Annotated in this window: 10 protein-coding genes; all 10 read right to left on the bottom strand. The window is 66.7% G+C overall.

Features of this window, described 5'->3' with window-relative positions:
* Positions 1-218 precede the first annotated feature (218 nt).
* Positions 219-1,853, bottom strand: a complete 1,635-nt coding sequence (locus ACTJLC_RS11655) for a methyl-accepting chemotaxis protein (RefSeq protein WP_073427944.1) — start codon at positions 1,851-1,853, stop codon at positions 219-221.
* 522 nt (positions 1,854-2,375) lie between these two features.
* Positions 2,376-3,524 (bottom strand): methyl-accepting chemotaxis protein, encoded by a 1,149-nt coding sequence (locus tag ACTJLC_RS11660; RefSeq protein ID WP_073427943.1) that lies wholly within the window; start codon positions 3,522-3,524, stop codon positions 2,376-2,378.
* 260 nt (positions 3,525-3,784) lie between these two features.
* Positions 3,785-4,852 (bottom strand): LacI family DNA-binding transcriptional regulator, encoded by a 1,068-nt coding sequence (locus tag ACTJLC_RS11665; RefSeq protein ID WP_073427942.1) that lies wholly within the window; start codon positions 4,850-4,852, stop codon positions 3,785-3,787.
* Positions 4,853-4,947: 95 nt separating this feature from the next.
* Entirely contained in the window at positions 4,948-6,210 is a 1,263-nt protein-coding gene (locus ACTJLC_RS11670; RefSeq protein WP_374709859.1) for an MFS transporter, read from the bottom strand.
* A 156-nt stretch (positions 6,211-6,366) separates the two neighbouring features.
* The gene (locus ACTJLC_RS11675) at positions 6,367-7,101 is read right to left on the bottom strand and encodes a ribonuclease activity regulator RraA (RefSeq protein WP_073427941.1); all 735 of its coding nucleotides are present in this window, start codon (positions 7,099-7,101) and stop codon (positions 6,367-6,369) included.
* A gap of 18 nt (positions 7,102-7,119) precedes the next feature.
* Positions 7,120-8,925: an L-arabinonate dehydratase gene (araD, locus tag ACTJLC_RS11680; protein WP_440844021.1), complete on the bottom strand. Its 1,806-nt coding sequence runs from the start codon at positions 8,923-8,925 to the stop codon at positions 7,120-7,122.
* A gap of 135 nt (positions 8,926-9,060) precedes the next feature.
* On the bottom strand, positions 9,061-11,058 hold the full coding sequence (gene fhuB / locus ACTJLC_RS11685; RefSeq protein WP_440844023.1) for a Fe(3+)-hydroxamate ABC transporter permease FhuB: 1,998 nt from the start codon (positions 11,056-11,058) through the stop codon (positions 9,061-9,063).
* Complete coding sequence (locus ACTJLC_RS11690; protein ID WP_440844025.1) at positions 11,055-12,005, bottom strand: iron-siderophore ABC transporter substrate-binding protein; 951 nt, start codon at positions 12,003-12,005, stop codon at positions 11,055-11,057. The genes fhuB and ACTJLC_RS11690 overlap by 4 nt, the downstream gene beginning before the upstream one ends.
* A gap of 46 nt (positions 12,006-12,051) precedes the next feature.
* Positions 12,052-14,244 carry a TonB-dependent siderophore receptor gene (locus tag ACTJLC_RS11695; protein ID WP_310316938.1) on the bottom strand — a complete coding sequence of 731 codons (2,193 nt, stop codon included), beginning with the start codon at positions 14,242-14,244 and terminating at the stop codon, positions 12,052-12,054.
* A gap of 207 nt (positions 14,245-14,451) precedes the next feature.
* Positions 14,452-16,287: condensation domain-containing protein (locus tag ACTJLC_RS11700; protein ID WP_440844027.1), on the bottom strand; the 1,836-nt coding region annotated here is incomplete at its 5' end.

A 16,287-nucleotide genomic window follows, 5' to 3' on the forward strand; every position in this document is an offset into this window, starting at 1 on the left:
GCAGTCCGCATTCCGATGCGCGAGCGTGGCCCCTGCAACGGCAGTACGACGATGTGCCACGATCTGGCGGCAGACGGCGAGACAGGAAGCAACGCAATGCGGTACGGGCTTGCATTGCATGCCGCGTTTTGTTTCATCGAGCCGGCCTGTCGGCAGGCTCGTGTCTCCGTCCGTTTGCTGCTTCACCTCTTGTTGTCGGGTCGATAGATGCGGGGCGGCTAGGCGGCCACCCAGGCACCTTGCGCGCTCATGTCGCCGGTGTGGCGCGCGTGCGTTTCGCGCACGCTGCCGCGCTGTTCCTGCGACACGTCGCCGTGCAGCGTGAATGCGCTGACCGTTTCCGTGAGCTGGCGTGCCTGATCCTGCAGCGCCTGGGCCGCCGCGGCGCTTTGCTCGACGAGCGCGGCGTTTTCCTGCGTGACCTTGTCCATCTGCGTGACGGCCTGGTTGATCTGCTCGATGCCTTCGCTCTGCTCCTGGCTCGACGAACTGATTTCAGCCACGATGTCGGTCACGTGCTTGATGCTCTGCACCACCTGGCCGATGATCTGCCCGGCTTCCTCGACCATCTTGCCGCCGGTGCCGACCTGATTGACGGAGTCGGCGATCAGCTCCTTGATCTCCTTCGCGGCGACCGCGCTGCGCTGCGCGAGACCGCGCACTTCGCTCGCCACCACCGCGAAGCCGCGGCCGTGCTCGCCGGCGCGCGCGGCTTCCACCGCCGCGTTCAGCGCGAGAATGTTGGTCTGGAATGCGATGCCGTCGATCACGCCGATGATGTCGACGATCTTGCGCGACGAGACATTGATCGCGTTCATCGTGCTGACGACCTGATTGACCGCCTCGCCGCCTCTCGAAGCGACCATCGACGCGTTCGACGCAAGCTGGTTGGCTTCGCGCGCGTTATCCGCGTTCTGTTTCACCGTGGAGGTCAACTGCTCCATCGCGGCCGCGGTTTCTTCGAGCGAGCTCGCCTGGTGTTCGGTGCGGCTCGACAGGTCCATGTTGCCGCTCGCCACCTCGCGCGACGCGTGAGTGATCGTGTCCGTGCCCTGCCGTACCTGCGCGACGATGCCATGCAGGTTTTCGATCATGCGTTTCAACGCGGTCAGCAGCCGGCCGACTTCGTCGGTCGTGTCCACTTCCAGACGATGCGTGAGGTTGCCGCTCGCGACCGCTTCCGCGAGACTCACCGCGCGATTGATCGGCCGCGTGATGGTGCGGGTAATGAACAGGCCCGTGGCAATCGCGATCAATGCCGCGCAGAAGGCGAGCACGATCATCTGGATCTTCGCGTAGTGCGCTTCGCCGACGGCGTCGGCGACATCGCGCTCCATTTGCGCGGCCTGATAGTCGACCATCTTGTCGACCAGCACGTAGTAGCTGTCCTGCAAGCGCGCCATGTCGCCCTGATAGAGCGCGCGCGCCTGCTGCTGATCCGTCTTGACCAGTTCGAAGAATTTCCTGACGCTCACGCCGTACGCGGCGCGCGCATCGAACTGTTCCTTGAAGAGCGCCTTGCTCTGCTCGTTCAGCAGATGCTTTTCGAGTTGCGCGTAGGCGTCCGCGTTGAGCTTGCGGATCGCCGTGTAGTCGCTCATGTACTTCGCCGCTTCATCGGGCGAAGTGGCCAGCAGCAGATTGCTGAGAATCCCGTTCGCCTTGTAGCCGTTACCCTTGATCGTGTTGCTCAGCGCGATCAGCGTATAGCGCTCGCTGACGATCTGATCCATTTTCGCGTTGCTGGAGTCGAGGTGGCGGATGCCCACCACGGCGGTGCCGATCAATAGCGCCACGACCAGGGCGAACGCGGAACCGAGACGAACCCCGATTCGCAAGTTGGAAATCTTCATGTTTTGCAATTCCTGTGTATCAACGCCGCAGTAAAAAGCTGTCGTGAAGCGGGCGACCACGCGCTGTGCGTCAGGCAACCACACCGCTCGGCGCGCCTGCCTTTCTCGAGGCGGCACGTCGCTTCACGACCATCGCCACTTGAACCTGGCAGACGTAGAGCCCTCGCAAACCTTTGCGTACGCGGGCGCGCGCCAATCTTCATACGATATGTCGGCCACGATTTGGGAATCTTGAGTGCTCGACCGTCGAAAATTGCGAAGCGTCGCGGGAGGGGCGTTTCTGGCGGGTGCTGAGACCACGAGACAAGATGGGCGTGGCCGGGAGGAGACGAACACCGCGGGGTGCTGCGCCACCCGCGGGTTGTTTATTACGTTTTTCTTTCTTGGCGAAGACGGGTGACGCCCGCCATTTTCGATTCGCGTCTAATCACCATCAGCGTCGGAAACCGCATTGCGCGGCGCATTGAGCGGCGCATTGGGCGGTTTCCCGTTCCTCGATGCATGACGACGCCCGCTCTCGAATCAACGCTTCACGACATTGAAGATCTTCACGGCGTTGGCGAGCGTCTGCGACTGTTCCTGCAACGAGCCCGCCGCCGCGGATGCCTGCTCCACTAGCGCCGCGTTCTGCTGGGTGACGCTGTCGATCTGCGCGATGGCCTCGTGAACCTGCTCGATGCCGGCGCGTTGATCGGCGCTGGCCGTGCTGATCTCGCCCATGATGTGCGTGACCTGCTCGACGCTTTTGAGAATTTCGTCCATCGTGCTGCCGGCCACGTCGACGAGCCGCACGCCGGTTTCCACTTTCGTCACCGACTGGCTGATCAGCGCCTTGATTTCCTTGGCGGCTGCCGCGCTGCGCTGCGCGAGTCCGCGCACCTCGGTCGCCACCACCGCGAAGCCTCGTCCCTGCTCGCCCGCGCGGGCGGCTTCCACCGCCGCGTTCAGCGCGAGGATGTTGGTCTGAAACGCGATGCTGTCGATCACGCCGATGATGTCGACGATCTTGCTCGCGCTGCCGTTGATCTCGCTCATCGTCGTGACGACTTCGTTCATCACCTGGCCGCCCTTGACCGCGACGTCGCTGGCCTTCGCCGCCAGGCGGTTGGCTTCGTGCGCGTGGTCGGCGTTGTGCTTGACGGTATTGGTGAGCGAGTCCATCGAATGCGACGTGCGCTGCAGGCTGATCGCCTGCTGTTCGGTGCGCACGCTGAGGTCGTTGTTGCCGGACGCGATTTCGCTCGATGCCTGCGCGACCATCTCCGCCGACTGCCGCACGTTCGAGATGGTCGTCTGCAGTTGCTTGCGCATCTGATTGAGCTCGTAGTTCAGCCACGCGATTTCGTCGCGGCCATGCGATTCGATCTTGCTCGCCAGATCACCGCCGGCAATGCGTCCGACCGACGCCACGACGCGCTCCACCGGCAATTTGATGCTGCGCCGGATCGCCCAGCCCAGCACGATGCCGATCGCCGCCGCGACCGCCGACGCGGCGCCCACGGACCACACCATCCTGTCGATCCACGCGCGCAATTCCGGCGATGCGTGAACGTCGACCGAACTGCGCATGGCCCAGATGGCAACGGCGCCCACCGCGATCACCAGCGTCACCATGACCGCGAAGCCGGCCGTGATCCGGGTCGTCAACCGGAAATTTGAAAGTTTGATCATAGTCACCACGCTTGGCCTGCTGCCTCTGGAATTCATACCGATGAACCCGCCGGCTGACTGCCGGAACGATTCATGTCGACGAGGCGTGCGCGCCCGCATGGCGAGCGGCCTGGATATCCGGTCCGATATCTGTCGCCTCTGCCGGTGTTTACGGCTTTTCGCGAGGCGCGCTTTAAGGGGGTTTACGCGATTCCAGCCATGTTTTTTAAGGATTTTTCCGGGCCGGAAATAAACGATCCGTTAACTAACCAGGCCCGGCATCAGCCCGTCTCACGCTCGACGAGATGAAAACCCACGTCGGTCACCCTCGCCTTGTCGATGCCGGCCAGCCGGTCCAGCAGGCAGCGCGCGGCGCTCAGGCCGATGCGCGTGCCGTCGACGCGCACGGTGGTCAGTTGCGGCGTGGTTTCCGTCGCGAACTCGAGGTCGCCGAAACCGCAGATCGCCAACTGCGACGGCACGGCGAGGCCCATGCGTTTGGCCGCGCCGAGCACGCCGATCGCGAGCAGGTCGGAGCCGCAGAACACCGCGTCGAGAGCGGGCGCCTGCTCGATCAGCGTCGGCAACGCGGCCTTGCCGACGGCCACCGAACTCGGCGGCGCGACGAGCACCTCGGCGATCTCGCGGATGCCCGCCTGCGCGAGCCGCTCGCGAAAGCCGTCGCGGCGCGCGAGCGCGCGGTCGTCGTTCGCGGACACGAGACCCGGCGCGCGCACCTTGCGCCGTAGAAAATGCTCGGCCACCGCCGCGCCGATTTGATGATGCGAAAAGCCCACCAGCATGTCGATCGGCGTCGCGGTCATGTCCCACGTTTCGACGATCGGCATGCCGACGTTGCGCAAGCGCTCACGCAAGGATTCCGTGTGCGCGACGCCGGTGAGCAGCACGCCTTCCGGGCGGCGGCTCAGCACCGCGTCGAGCAGCGTCTCTTCGTTCGAATCGCTGTAGCCGCTCAATGCCAGCAGCACCTGATAACCGGCGCGCGACATGGTCTCGCTGAACACCTGGACCGTTTCGGAGAAAAGCGAATGCGCGATGGTCGGCACGATCGCCGCGATCAAGCGCGAGCGTGACGACGACAGGCCGCCTGCGAGACGATTGGGCACATAGCCGAGCTTCTGCACGACTTGCCGCACGCGTTCGAGCGTTTCCGGCGCGACCGTCTCGGGGCTATTGAATACGCGCGACACCGTGATCGGCGCGACGCCCGCCAGCGCGGCGACGTCGGTGATGCGCAAGCCTTTGGGGCCGCCGCGCATGCGCCTCGCGGGCGCGGCCGCTTCCGGCGCCTCGGGGCTCGCGGCGGCGCTCGGCTCGTCATTCGGCATGGTTCAGTCAGGGAAGTAACGTATCGCGCTCATTGTAGTCCGGGCCTCGTCACGAGCGCGGCCGGAACACCGGCGGTTCGCGCGCCAATGGCGCTTCATTCGGTCACCGGCACGCGGCTCGACGCGACGCGAGCGCCCCGCTCGCGACGCAGGAGCAGCAACGTGACGGTGGCGAAAATCAGCAGACAGGTCGCCGGAATCAGCATCGGCGCCTTCACGCTGCCGGAGGTTTGACGGACCCACGGCACCAGATTCTGCGCGATGAATCCGCCGATGTTGCCGAGCGAATTGATCGCCGCAATGCCCGCCGCGGCACGCGCGCCGACGAGGAACTTCGGCGGCAGCGTCCAGAAACAAGGTAGCAGCAAATACATGCACGGCGCACCGAAACACAGCGCGATGAAACGCAGCGTGTTGGTCGGCAGGAACACGGCGCTGAGAAAACACGCGACGCCGAGCAAGGCGGCCACCAGCATCGCGACAAGCGCGCGATTGCCGCCGCGCAGCTTCGAGGGCAGCCACGCCAGCACGAGCGTCGCCATCAGCCACGGAACGATGTTGAGCAAACCGTTCGTCGTATTGCTGACGCCGAAGCCTTTCACCAGCGTCGGCAGCCAGTAGCTCACGCCGTAGACGGACATCGACAGCATCATGTAGTAGAGCGCCATGCCGATCACGCGCGGCTCGGTGAGCACGCGCAGCAACGACGAATGCGCGCCGACGCTGGACTGAATCCGCGCGCGTTCGGCGTCGAGCGTGTGCGTGAGCCAGCTTTTCTCGTCGGCGGACAGGAAGCGCGCCTGTTTCGGCGACGCGGGCAGCAGGAACAACACGACGACGGTCAGCAGAATCGACGGCAGCCCGGTCACGATGAACACCAGTTGCCAGCCCTCCAGACCGGCGAGTCCGCCCTTGTCGAGCAGCCACCCGCAGATCGGCGCGCCGAGCATGTTGCCGAGACTGCTGCCGAGCGTGAAATAGCCGAGCATGCGCACGCGGTGCCGTGACGGAAACCACAAGGTCAGGTAATAGATCACGCCGGGATACAAGCCCGCTTCCGATGCGCCGAGCAGGAAACGCAGCACGTAGAACGTCGTCGCGTTCTGCGTGAAAGCAAGCAGCACCGTGACCACGCCCCACGTGAACATGATGCGCGCTATCCAGCGCGGCGCGCCGTACTTGTGCAGCAGCACGTTGCTCGGCACTTCGAAAATCAGATAGCCGATGAAGAACAGCGACGCGCCCAGCCCATAAGCGACCTCGGACAAACCGAGGCTGCCGAGCATCTGCAGCTTGGCGAAACTGATATTCGAGCGGTCGATGTAGGCGACCAGATAGAGCAGCCCGAGCAGCGGCATCAGGCGCAGGGCGAGGCGGTTGATCAGACGCGATTCGTCGATCGCGGGGGGCGTCGCTGGTGTCGTACCTGGTGTGGTGATGGTCACGGTGTCTCCTGCGCTCGCGTCGAATGCGCGAGCTGTGGGTGTGCGATGGATCGAAACCGCTTCAGCGCATTATTGTTTTTGTGCGCGCCACTGCGCGTAAGCCGCCAGGGTTTCCTCGTTCGGCGGATAGGTGCCGCGCAACGGACGGCCTTCCTCGATACGCTGCGTGATGAACGCTTCGAGCTGTTCCTGCTCGGCGGCGTCGCGCGCGACCTCTTCCGCCATCTCGCGCGGCACGATCACGACGCCGTCGACATCGGCGACGACGATGTCGCCCGGATAGACCGGCACGCCGCCGCACGCGATCGGCACGTTCATATCGACCGCATGGTGTTTCGCCAGATTCAGCGGCGCGCTCGCGCCGGCGCACCAGATCGGCAAGCCCAGTTCCGCGATCGTGCCGCTGTCGCGCACGGGACCGTCCGACACCATGCCGGCCACGCGGCGTTTCGCGAGACGCAGCGCGAGGATCGAGCCGACCGATGCGACCGCGCGCTCGCCGCGGCAGTCCTGCACCAGCACGCTGCCAGGCGGCGCCGTCTCGACGGCTTTACGCTGCGGATGGTCCGGGTCCTGGAACACGCCCACGTGATCGAGGTCCTCGCGCGCCGGAATATTGCGCAGCGTGAACGCCGGACCGACGACATTGGGTGCGCCCGGCACGGGTTTGACGAGCGGCGCGACGCCTTGCAGAAAGACATTGCGCAGGCCGCGCTTGAAGAGTTGCGTGGTCAGCGTCGCCGTGCTGACGTGGCGGAGTTGTTCGAGTGTCGCTTCGCTGACGCTGATTTCGGATGCGGTCATGACAGGGCTCTGGTTGAGTTAGTGGATCTCGGGCTCGCTGCGCGGCGTGAGCGGCGCGCCGTCCGGCGCTTGGCCGCCCGGCGTGACTGGTGTTTGATTCTGCTGTTGCACGGCCTGGTTCAGCGGCTCTTCGAGGAAATCGAAGTCGCAGCCCTTGTTCGCCTGCGTGACGTGCAATTGATGCATCACGCCGAAGCCGCGCTCGAACGGAAGCTTCGGCGCTTGCCACGCGGCCTTGCGCGCGCCGAGTTCCGTGTCGCTGACGTCGAGATGCAGACGGCGCGCGGGCACGTCCAGTTCGATCAGGTCGCCGTCCTTCACCAGCGCGAGCGGGCCGCCGACAAACGACTCCGGCGCGACGTGCAGCACGCAGGCGCCGTAGCTGGTGCCGCTCATGCGCGCGTCGGAAATCCGCACCATGTCGCGCACGCCCTGCTTCAGCAGCTTTTGCGGAATCGGCAACTGGCCCCACTCGGGCATGCCGGGCGCGCCGACGGGACCGGCGTGCTGCAGCACGATCACCGAATCGGCGGTGACGTTCAGTGCCTCGCTGTCGATGCGCGCGGCCATGTCCGCGTAATCCTTGAAGACGACGGCCGGACCGCGATGCTTGAGCAGATGCGCTTCCATGGCGGCCGGCTTGATCACGGCGCCGTCCGGCGCGAGATTGCCGGTGAGGACCGCAAGCCCGTCGCTGGCGACAAGCGGATTGCCGCGTCGGCGGATCACGTCGTCGTTGAAAATCTCCGCGCCGGCGATGTTCTCGCCGAGGGTCGAGCCGTTGACCGTCAACTGCGAACCGTCGATCAGTTCGCCCAGTTCGAGCAGCAACGCGCGCAGGCCACCCGCGTAGAAAAAATCTTCCATCAGATATTGGCCGGCCGGACGCAGATTGCCGAGCACCGGCGTGATGCGCGCGAGTTCGTCGAAGCGCGCGGTCGTCAGATCGATGCCGGCGCGCCGCGCCACCGCCACGAGGTGGACGATCGCGTTGGTCGAGCCGGACATCGCCAGCACGGTGGTCACCGCGTTATCGAAGGACTTCGCGCTCAGGATGTCCAGCGGCTTGAGATCGGTCCACACCATCTCGACGATGCGCTGGCCGGTCAGCGACGCGAACTGCGCATGCCGCGAGTCCACCGCGGGAATCGACGAAAAGCCGGGCAACGTGAGGCCGAGCGCTTCGGCGGCGCTCGTCATCGTCGAGGCGGTGCCCATCGTCATGCAATGGCCGGGCGAGCGCGCGATGCCGCTTTCAATGCCCTTCCACTCCTCTTCCGTGATCTTGCCCGCGCGCAATTCGGCCCAGTATTTCCACGTGTCCGACCCGCTGCCGAGCGTGCGGCCGTTCCAGTTGCCGCGCAGCATCGGGCCCGCCGGCAGATAGATCGCCGGCAGATTCATGCTGATCGCGCCCATCAGCAAACCGGGCGTGGTCTTGTCGCAACCGCCCATCAGCACGCAGCCGTCGAACGGATACGACTTGAGCAGTTCCTCCGTTTCCATCGCGAGGAAGTTGCGGTACAGCATGGTGGTTGGTTTCTGGAAAGGCTCGGCCAGCGTCATCACCGGCATCTCGACCGGAAAACCGCCGGCCTGCCAGATGCCCCGCTTCACTTCCTCCACGCGCTGCTTGAAGTGCGTATGGCACGAGTTGATCTCGCTCCACGTGTTGACAACCGCGATGACCGGCTTGCCCATGTAATCCGACGCGTGATAGCCCATTTGCGCGGTGCGCGAACGATGGCCGAACGAACGCAGGTCGTTCACGCCATACCAGCGATAGCTGCGAAGCTCTTCGGGTGTTTTGCGGTTCGATGACACTGACGTCTCCGTGGTAGCGCTACCATGCCGGCCCGAGCGTTTGGGCCGTCGGTAACTTTCTCAATGGATGCGATGGTAGCGATACCATTGCGCGAGGTCAGCCAGGGTTTACCTCTCAAAGAACCTGACCGGGGATTATTGGCGGCGCAGCAGCCACATCAGATACGGCCCGCCGACGAGCGTCGCGATCACGCCGGCCGGCATCTGCTGCGGAAAGATCATGTTCCGTCCGAGCCAGTCCGACAGCACCATCAGCAAGCCGCCGATGAGCGCCGCGACGAGCATCTGCGAACGCGCGCGCGGGAACCCGACGAGACGCGCGAGGTGCGGCGCCATCAGCCCGACGAACGACATCGGGCCGATCACGACCGTGGCGCCCGCCGTCAGGATCGCCGCCACCACGAGCAGCATGAGCCGCGCGCGTTGCGCGCCGACGCCGAGCGCATTCGCCACGTTCGCGCCGAGCGGCAGGATCTCCAGCCAGCGCGCGCCGAGACCGGCGACGAACACGGCGGCGACCGTGCAGAGTGCGACGGCGATCGCCGTCGCGGGCAGGATCATGTAGGTCGAGCCGTACAGCAGCGGGCGCAGCAAGTTGCCGTAGGCGCCGCCGCTCGACGTCGCGAGCATGACGACCGCCTGCGAGAACGCGCTGATCGCGATGCCCGCGAGCAGCACGTGGTCCGGCGCGAAACCGCTGCGGCGACCGAGCGCGACGATCATCAGCAGACACGCCAGCGCGCCCGCCGACGAGCCCGCGAGCAACACGGGCGTCGAAGGCGCGCTTGCGACGACGGCCGCGGCCAGCATGCCGAGCATCGCCCCGCCGCTCACGCCGAGCAGATCGGGGCTGGCCATCGGATTGCCCGTCACGCGTTGCAGGATCGTCCCGGCGAGCGCGACCATCACGCCCGCGCCCAGCGACGCGACGAGCCGCGGCACGCGCCAGAACCACACGTCGTTCCATTGCGCGGCGTTGGTCCATTGCCAGCCGTGCAGCGTGACAGAAAAGCGCAGCGATACGACGACGCCGACGACAAGCAAACCGCCGAGCAGCAGCGCCGGCACGGCCAGCGCGCGGCGCGGCGGCGCGCTTTCCGCCGACGCCGGACGCGGCGCCTCGATATGCATGCGGCGCAGCATCCACAGCAGCAGCGGACCGCCGCAGAGCGCCACCGCGGCGCCCGTCGGCAGAAGCTCGCCCAGCACGCCGGGCAAGCTCTGCACGGCCTGGTCCGCGATCGCGAGCAGGAGCGCGCCGACGAGCGGCGCCCACAGCAACTGATCCTTCAGCCGGCGCGCGCCCATCAGGCGCGCGAGCACCGGGCCGCCGAGCCCGATGAAGCCGATCACGCCGACCGCGCTCGCCACGAACGCGCTCAGGATCACCGCGATGCCGAGCGCGACGGGCCGCGTCCATGCGAGCGACACGCCGAGCTGGCTCGCGCTGCCGTCGTCGAGCGAAAACAGCGTGAGCGGGCGCACCAGCAGCGCCGCGGCGACGCCGCACGCGAGCACGCGCGGCAGCAGCCAGACGACGCTCGCCCAGCCGTTCTGCACCAGCGAGCCGCCGCCCCAGATGAACACGGACGTGAGCGAGCGCTCGAAGACGATCGTCAGCAGCACGGACAGCGCGCCGCAATACAGATTCACGATCATGCCGGCCAGCACGATGGAGACGGCGGCGAAGCCCTTGCGCCAGGTCATCGCCAGCGTGGCGAGCATCGCCAGCGCGGCGCCGGCCAGCGCGACCGTGAAGCGCATGTCGGCGACGAGCGCGGGCGCGACCACCGCGGCGATCGTCAGCGCGAGATACGCGCCCGCCGACACGCCGAGCGTGAGCGGTTCCGCGAGCGGATTGCGCAGCACCTGCTGGAACACGACGCCGGCGAGCGACAACGCCGCGCCGGCGATCAGCGCGATCGCGACGCGCGGCAGCCAGCCATAACGCACGACCAGTTGCGGCAGCGTCGCGTCGGCGCCCGACAGCACGACGCCGGGCCATTGCGCGACCGGCAGCCGCGCCGACAGCGTGTGATAAACGAGCCACGCGGCCAGCATCAGCAGCAGCGCGGGTAGCCGCCAGGCGCGCGGCGCGGCGGTGGCGGCGACGGTCGCCGTCGAGCGGTTCATGCGGTGACTCCTTGCAGCGCCTGCGCGAGATGGTCGGCGAAGCGCATCGACGCGACGACGCCGCCGAGCGGCGGCAGCGGACCGATGTGCTGCACGCGGTTCTGCCTGACGAACGGCAGCGCGCGCCACAACGGGCTTCGCGCGAGTTGCGTGGCCACGGCGGGCGGCACGCCGATCGTGACGACTTGCGCGTCGGCATGTTTCGCGAGCGCGCCGAGGTCCGCTTCCGTCATGCCTTGCGGATCGGCGTAGTCCTGCCACGCGTTGTCAATTCCGAGCGCGTTCAGCACGCCGCCGAACAGGCTGTTTCTGCCGAATACCGCGATGTGCCGGTCGTCGATCGGGCGAAGCAGATAGACAGGACGCCGTGTCGCGCGAAAGCCCGCGAGACGCGCGGACGCGTCGGCCAGCCGCGCGTTCGCGCGCGCGAACAGCGCATCGGCCGCGGGGCCGCGGCCGAGCGTGTCGGCCAGCTTGCGGGTGGCGGCGTGAACCGCCGGATAGACGTCGATACCAGGGCCGAACAGTTGCACCGTCAATGTCGGCGCGATCCGTTCGAGCAAGGCGCGCAGCGGCGCGTGCCACGGCGTGATGACGATGAGATCGGGCTTGAGCGCCGCCAGCACCTCGAAGTTCGGCTGGTACAGCAGGCCCGTGTCGACGACCGAAGGCGGCAGCGGCGGATCGCCGTCGAGCTTCGCATACCACGAGGGACGCGACACGCCGACGGGCGCCACGCCGAGCGACAGTACGACTTCGGTCAGCGGCCAGTCGAGCACGACGACGCGCGCGAGCGAAGCCGCGGCGCGCCCCGCCGCCGGGTCCGCGAGCGGCGCGGCGGCGAACGCCGGGCGGGCCAACGAAGCACCCGATGCCGCGAGCGCCGCCGTGCTCAAACCGGCGAGCGCGAGACGCCGCCTGTTGCTAAACCGCGTGCCTGCCGTCATGACGATGCCTGCCGCGTGCCATCCGCCCGGCCCTTCCTCATCCGCATCACCATTGGTAGCGTGCCGTCCCGAGCACCGTACGCGTCGCGCCCCAGTAGCAAACGGCCGCCGTCGTGCAGTACGAGATGTACTCGCGGTTGAACAGGTTGTTCACGTTGAGCGACAGGCGCCAGTTCTGGATGTCGTAATGCGCGCCGAGATCGACGAGGACGCGCCCCGGCACCGTGAACGTGTTGGCCGCGTCGCCCGCCGAGCTGCTCATGTAGCGCACGCCCGAACCCATGCCGAAATTGCGCAGCGGTCCGCGGTGGAACGTGTAATCCGCCCACAACGACGCGGAGTTGCGCGGCGCGATGGTCGGCCGCTTGCCGAGGCTGCTGGACGCCGTGTTCCGCGTCACCTCCTGGTTGACGAACGTGTACGACGCGATCAGCTTCACGTTCTCGCTCACGTTCGCATGCGCTTCCAGTTCGACGCCGCGCGAGCGGACCTGGCCGGTCTGGATCGCATAGCCCAGGTGTTGCGGGTCGGTCACGGAGACGTTGTCCTGCGTCAGGCTGAACGCGGCGAGCGAGAAGAAGCCGTCGAACCACTTCGGCTGATAGCGCACGCCGGCTTCGACCTGCTTGCCCCTGGTCGGCGAGAACGCGGCGCCCGAGTACGATGCGCCGAGCACGGGCTGGAACGAACGCGAATAGCCGATATACGGCGCGATGCCGTTGTCGAACTCATAGGCGAGGCCGGCGCGCCAGGTGAACGCGTGGTCGTTCGAATGGTAGGTCGTGCTGCTTCCCGTGGTGAGCGATCTGGTCTGCTGGTTGCCGCCCGTCCAGTCCTCGCGAACGCCGAACGTCAGCACCCAGTTGCGCCAGCGCGCCTCGTCCTGCGCATACACGCCGACCGTGCTCAACGAATAGTCGAGACGCGTGTTGGCCCGCTGCGTGGGCAGCGACGAGAAGTTCGGGTTGTACAGGTCGACCGTGCCGAGGACGGAGTTGCCTTCCGTGTCGCCGAGCATCGAGCGCTGATAGTCGAGACCGAACAGCAAGGTGTGCTGGACGGAGCCCGTCGTCACCTTGGCCTGCGCGTGGGTATCGACCTGGAACTGCGAGTAGTGCTCGTTGTCGACGTTGCCCCACATCGACACCGTGCGCTTGTCCGCGCCGAGCGCGCTCGTCACCGAGGTCTGGTAGTAATGCTGGTCGATATGCAGGTAGCGCAGGTTCTGCGAGATGCTGACCTTGTCGTTGATCGCGTGATCGAACTGATAACCGAACCAGTACTGGGTGCGGTGCATGCCGTCGCGGTCCGGATCGCCGAAGTATTTGTCGGGGCCGAGCTGGCCGTTCGGATTGGCGAACAGCGTCGCGCCGGCCGGCACGGGATTGAACATGCCGCCGTTCGGATCGCGCTGGAAGCTGCCTTGCAGCGTGAAGGTCGTATCGCGGTTCGGGCGAATCGTGACCGACGGCGCGATGGCGAGCCGCTGGTCCTTGATCTCGCTGACCTGCGTCTCGGCGGTGCGGGCCACGCCCGTCAACCGGTAGAGCACGGTGCCGTTCTTGTCGACGGGGCCGCTCAGGTCGAAGCCCAACTGATAGTTGTTGTGGTTGCCGATCTGCATCATCACTTCGTGGTAGGGCTGCTCCATCGGCAGCTTGCTCACGTAGTTGACGAGGCCGCCAGGGCTGCCTTGTCCGTAGAGCACCGAGGCCGGACCATGCAGCACTTCCATCCGCTCCATGAAATACGGATCGATGCGCGGCGTCGCGAAGCGCGGCGACTGGTACAGATGCAGGCCGTCCAGATAGGAGTCGAGCGGGAAGCCGCGGCCGTAGAGCTGATCGAAACGGATGTCGGTGCCGTCCTGCGAATAGACGCCGGACGAGTAGCGCAACGCCTGGTCGACAGTCTGCGCGCCCTGGTCGTCCATCTGCTGACGCGTGACGACGGACACGCTCTGCGGATTCGTGAGCAACGCGGAATCCGTCTTGGTGCCGGTCATCGACCGTTTCGCGACGTAACCGACGCCAGGTCCCAGCGGATCTTCAGCGGCGCTGCGCACCTGGACCGCAGGCAATTCCTTCGCGGCATCAGCGCCGGAGGCGGGTGCCGGCGACTCTTGCGCGTGCGCGCCGAAGCCGGCCAAACCTAGCATCAACGCGACGTAAATCGGACGCAGGTGCGGCAAGCCGCGCTCCTGCAGAGAACTGTGCTTCCCTGCTTGCTCAACCTTCATTCTTCTTGTTCCCCTTTCTTGTATCCCCGAGTCAAGGCCGGCGATCGGGCGCCAGCCTTGGTGCCCGCTGATTCTCTCAAGACGCGATATTAATGTAAACAATAATCAATCGCATTCAATGACCGAATTGCTCGGTACACGGGACAGAAAGCTCCGCTCGGGCGCGCGCAGAACGCGCCCGAAACGGATATCGAAGATGAACGATGGTCACGACTTGAACAGCAACGGTTCGGCCATGTCGACGACGGGTCGAGCGAGCAACTCCCCGAGCTGCGTAGCGAGAACCGGATGGTGGACGATGCTGGAGTGACTCGCGTCGACCTCGAACGCGTGCAGCCGTCCGAGCGTGTGATGCGCCCAGGCCATCCTGCGTCGCGGATCGGCGATACGCAGCGCGCGCCACACGTGCAGATCGGCGACGATGCGCGGCAGCGTATGCCGCGCCATCAGCGCCGCGTGCAGCGAGTCGGCGGCGAGCGCCTGGCGAAGCAGCGACGGCTCCGCCTGCTCGAGCAACGTCAACTGGGGCGCCGCGGTGTCCGCATTTTCGGCCACCGGTTCGGGGCCGTCCTCGCGATGCGTCGCCGTGTCGACGATGCCGACGAACGACACGCGCTTGCCGCGCCGCTCGAAATAATCCGCGATGGCGATGGCGAGCCGGCCGCCGAACGACCAGCCGAGCAGCGCATAGTCTCCGTCCGGTTGAAGCGTCTCGATGCACTGCGCGTAGTGCGCGGCGAGCGCCTCGAAGGTGTCGCCTTGCCACGACTCGCCCCGCACCGCGGGCGCCTGTATCGCGATCACGCTGACGCGGCCGTTGAGCGCCTGCGCGAGCGTCCGATACTCGCCGACCATGCCGTAGCCCGGATGCAGACAGAACAGCGTGGCGGCCGTCCCAAGCGCGTTCAACGGCACGGCCGGCAACAGCGCGGCACGCGACCGCGCATCACCGGCGCAAGCGCTTGCGCCACGCGGCCGGCGCCGCGCGAACCAGCTCAGGAGCGCGTCGGAAGGCGGCACCGGCAGGCTTGCCTCGTAGGCGGCGCGCGCGGTCCAGCTTGCGGCGACAGCATCGTGCCGGGCCAAGGTTTCGAGCGATTCAGGCACGGACCGCAACCGCGCCGGAGCGTCGGGCAGCGGCGCGGCGGCACGCAGATGCTCGAGCAACTCGACGAGCGCACGCTCGAACGACGCGGCGAGATTGTCGGCCAGCGCATCGGGCACGCACTGCGGCGCGTAGCCCCAGTTGAACGTCAGCGAGTCGCCGGCAATCCAGCCGTTGATGTCCAGCGCGCGATCGGGAAGCCGCGCGCGAGGCGCGATCGCGTCGCCCGACGACTCGCTCGCGAAGCCGAAGCGGCTGGCGTCGTCGAACGTCTGGTCGAAGCGGCCCAGGTAGTTGAAGCCGATCTCGGGCACCGGCAGCGCGCGCATCGTCGAGCGGCTCGCCGCGTCCGCGCAGCAGGCGAGCAGTCCCCAGCCGAGGCCGCGCAGCGGCACGTCCGCGAGCCGCTCGCGCACGCGCAGCAGCGCGTCGGCGGGCGTCGTGCCGCGCGGCAGCGCGAGCGGGTATTGCGTCGTGAACCAGCCGACCGTGCGGCTCAGGTCCGCGCCGTCGATCACGTCCTCGCGGCCGTGGCCTTCGAGTTCGATCAGCACTTCGTCGCGCGAGACCGCCTCGCCGACGGCGAGCGCCAGCGCCGCAAGCAGCACTTCGTCGACGCGCATCCGGTACGCGCGCGGCGCTTCGCGCAGGAGAACGGCGGTCAGTTCGGGCGAGAGTTTTTTCAGCAGCGTCTTTTGCGGCTCGGGATGCGGACTGCGTGCCGAAAAGAGCGGACCGGCGCGCAGCGCCGGGACGTCGAGCGTGGTTTGCCACCACGCCAGTTCGGCGATGCGGTCCGATGATTCCGCGTATTGATGCAGCGCGCGGACCCAGGCGCGCCAGGACATCGACGGCGCGGGCAGCGCGATGGGCTGGTCCTGCTCGGCCTGGGCGTAGGCGGTTTGCAGTTCCTCGAGCAGCACGCGCCAGGAGACGCC

The sequence above is a fragment of the Paraburkholderia sp. 22099 genome (assembly GCF_052045835.1).
Classification (GTDB): Bacteria; Pseudomonadota; Gammaproteobacteria; order Burkholderiales; family Burkholderiaceae; genus Paraburkholderia; species Paraburkholderia terricola.

What these genes read in the sequence shown, in the direction of transcription:
- ACTJLC_RS11690 (WP_440844025.1), bottom strand. Translation starts at nt 12,005, where the DNA reads ATGACGGCAGGCACGCGGTTTAGCAACAGGCGGCGTCTCGCGCTCGCC.
- ACTJLC_RS11655 (WP_073427944.1), bottom strand. Translation starts at nt 1,853, where the DNA reads ATGAAGATTTCCAACTTGCGAATCGGGGTTCGTCTCGGTTCCGCGTTC.
- ACTJLC_RS11670 (WP_374709859.1), bottom strand. Translation starts at nt 6,210, where the DNA reads ATGCCGCTGCTCGGGCTGCTCTATCTGGTCGCCTACATCGACCGCTCG.
- ACTJLC_RS11660 (WP_073427943.1), bottom strand. Translation starts at nt 3,524, where the DNA reads ATGATCAAACTTTCAAATTTCCGGTTGACGACCCGGATCACGGCCGGC.
- fhuB (WP_440844023.1), bottom strand. Translation starts at nt 11,058, where the DNA reads ATGAACCGCTCGACGGCGACCGTCGCCGCCACCGCCGCGCCGCGCGCC.
- ACTJLC_RS11675 (WP_073427941.1), bottom strand. Translation starts at nt 7,101, where the DNA reads ATGACCGCATCCGAAATCAGCGTCAGCGAAGCGACACTCGAACAACTC.
- ACTJLC_RS11665 (WP_073427942.1), bottom strand. Translation starts at nt 4,852, where the DNA reads ATGCCGAATGACGAGCCGAGCGCCGCCGCGAGCCCCGAGGCGCCGGAA.
- ACTJLC_RS11695 (WP_310316938.1), bottom strand. Translation starts at nt 14,244, where the DNA reads ATGAAGGTTGAGCAAGCAGGGAAGCACAGTTCTCTGCAGGAGCGCGGC.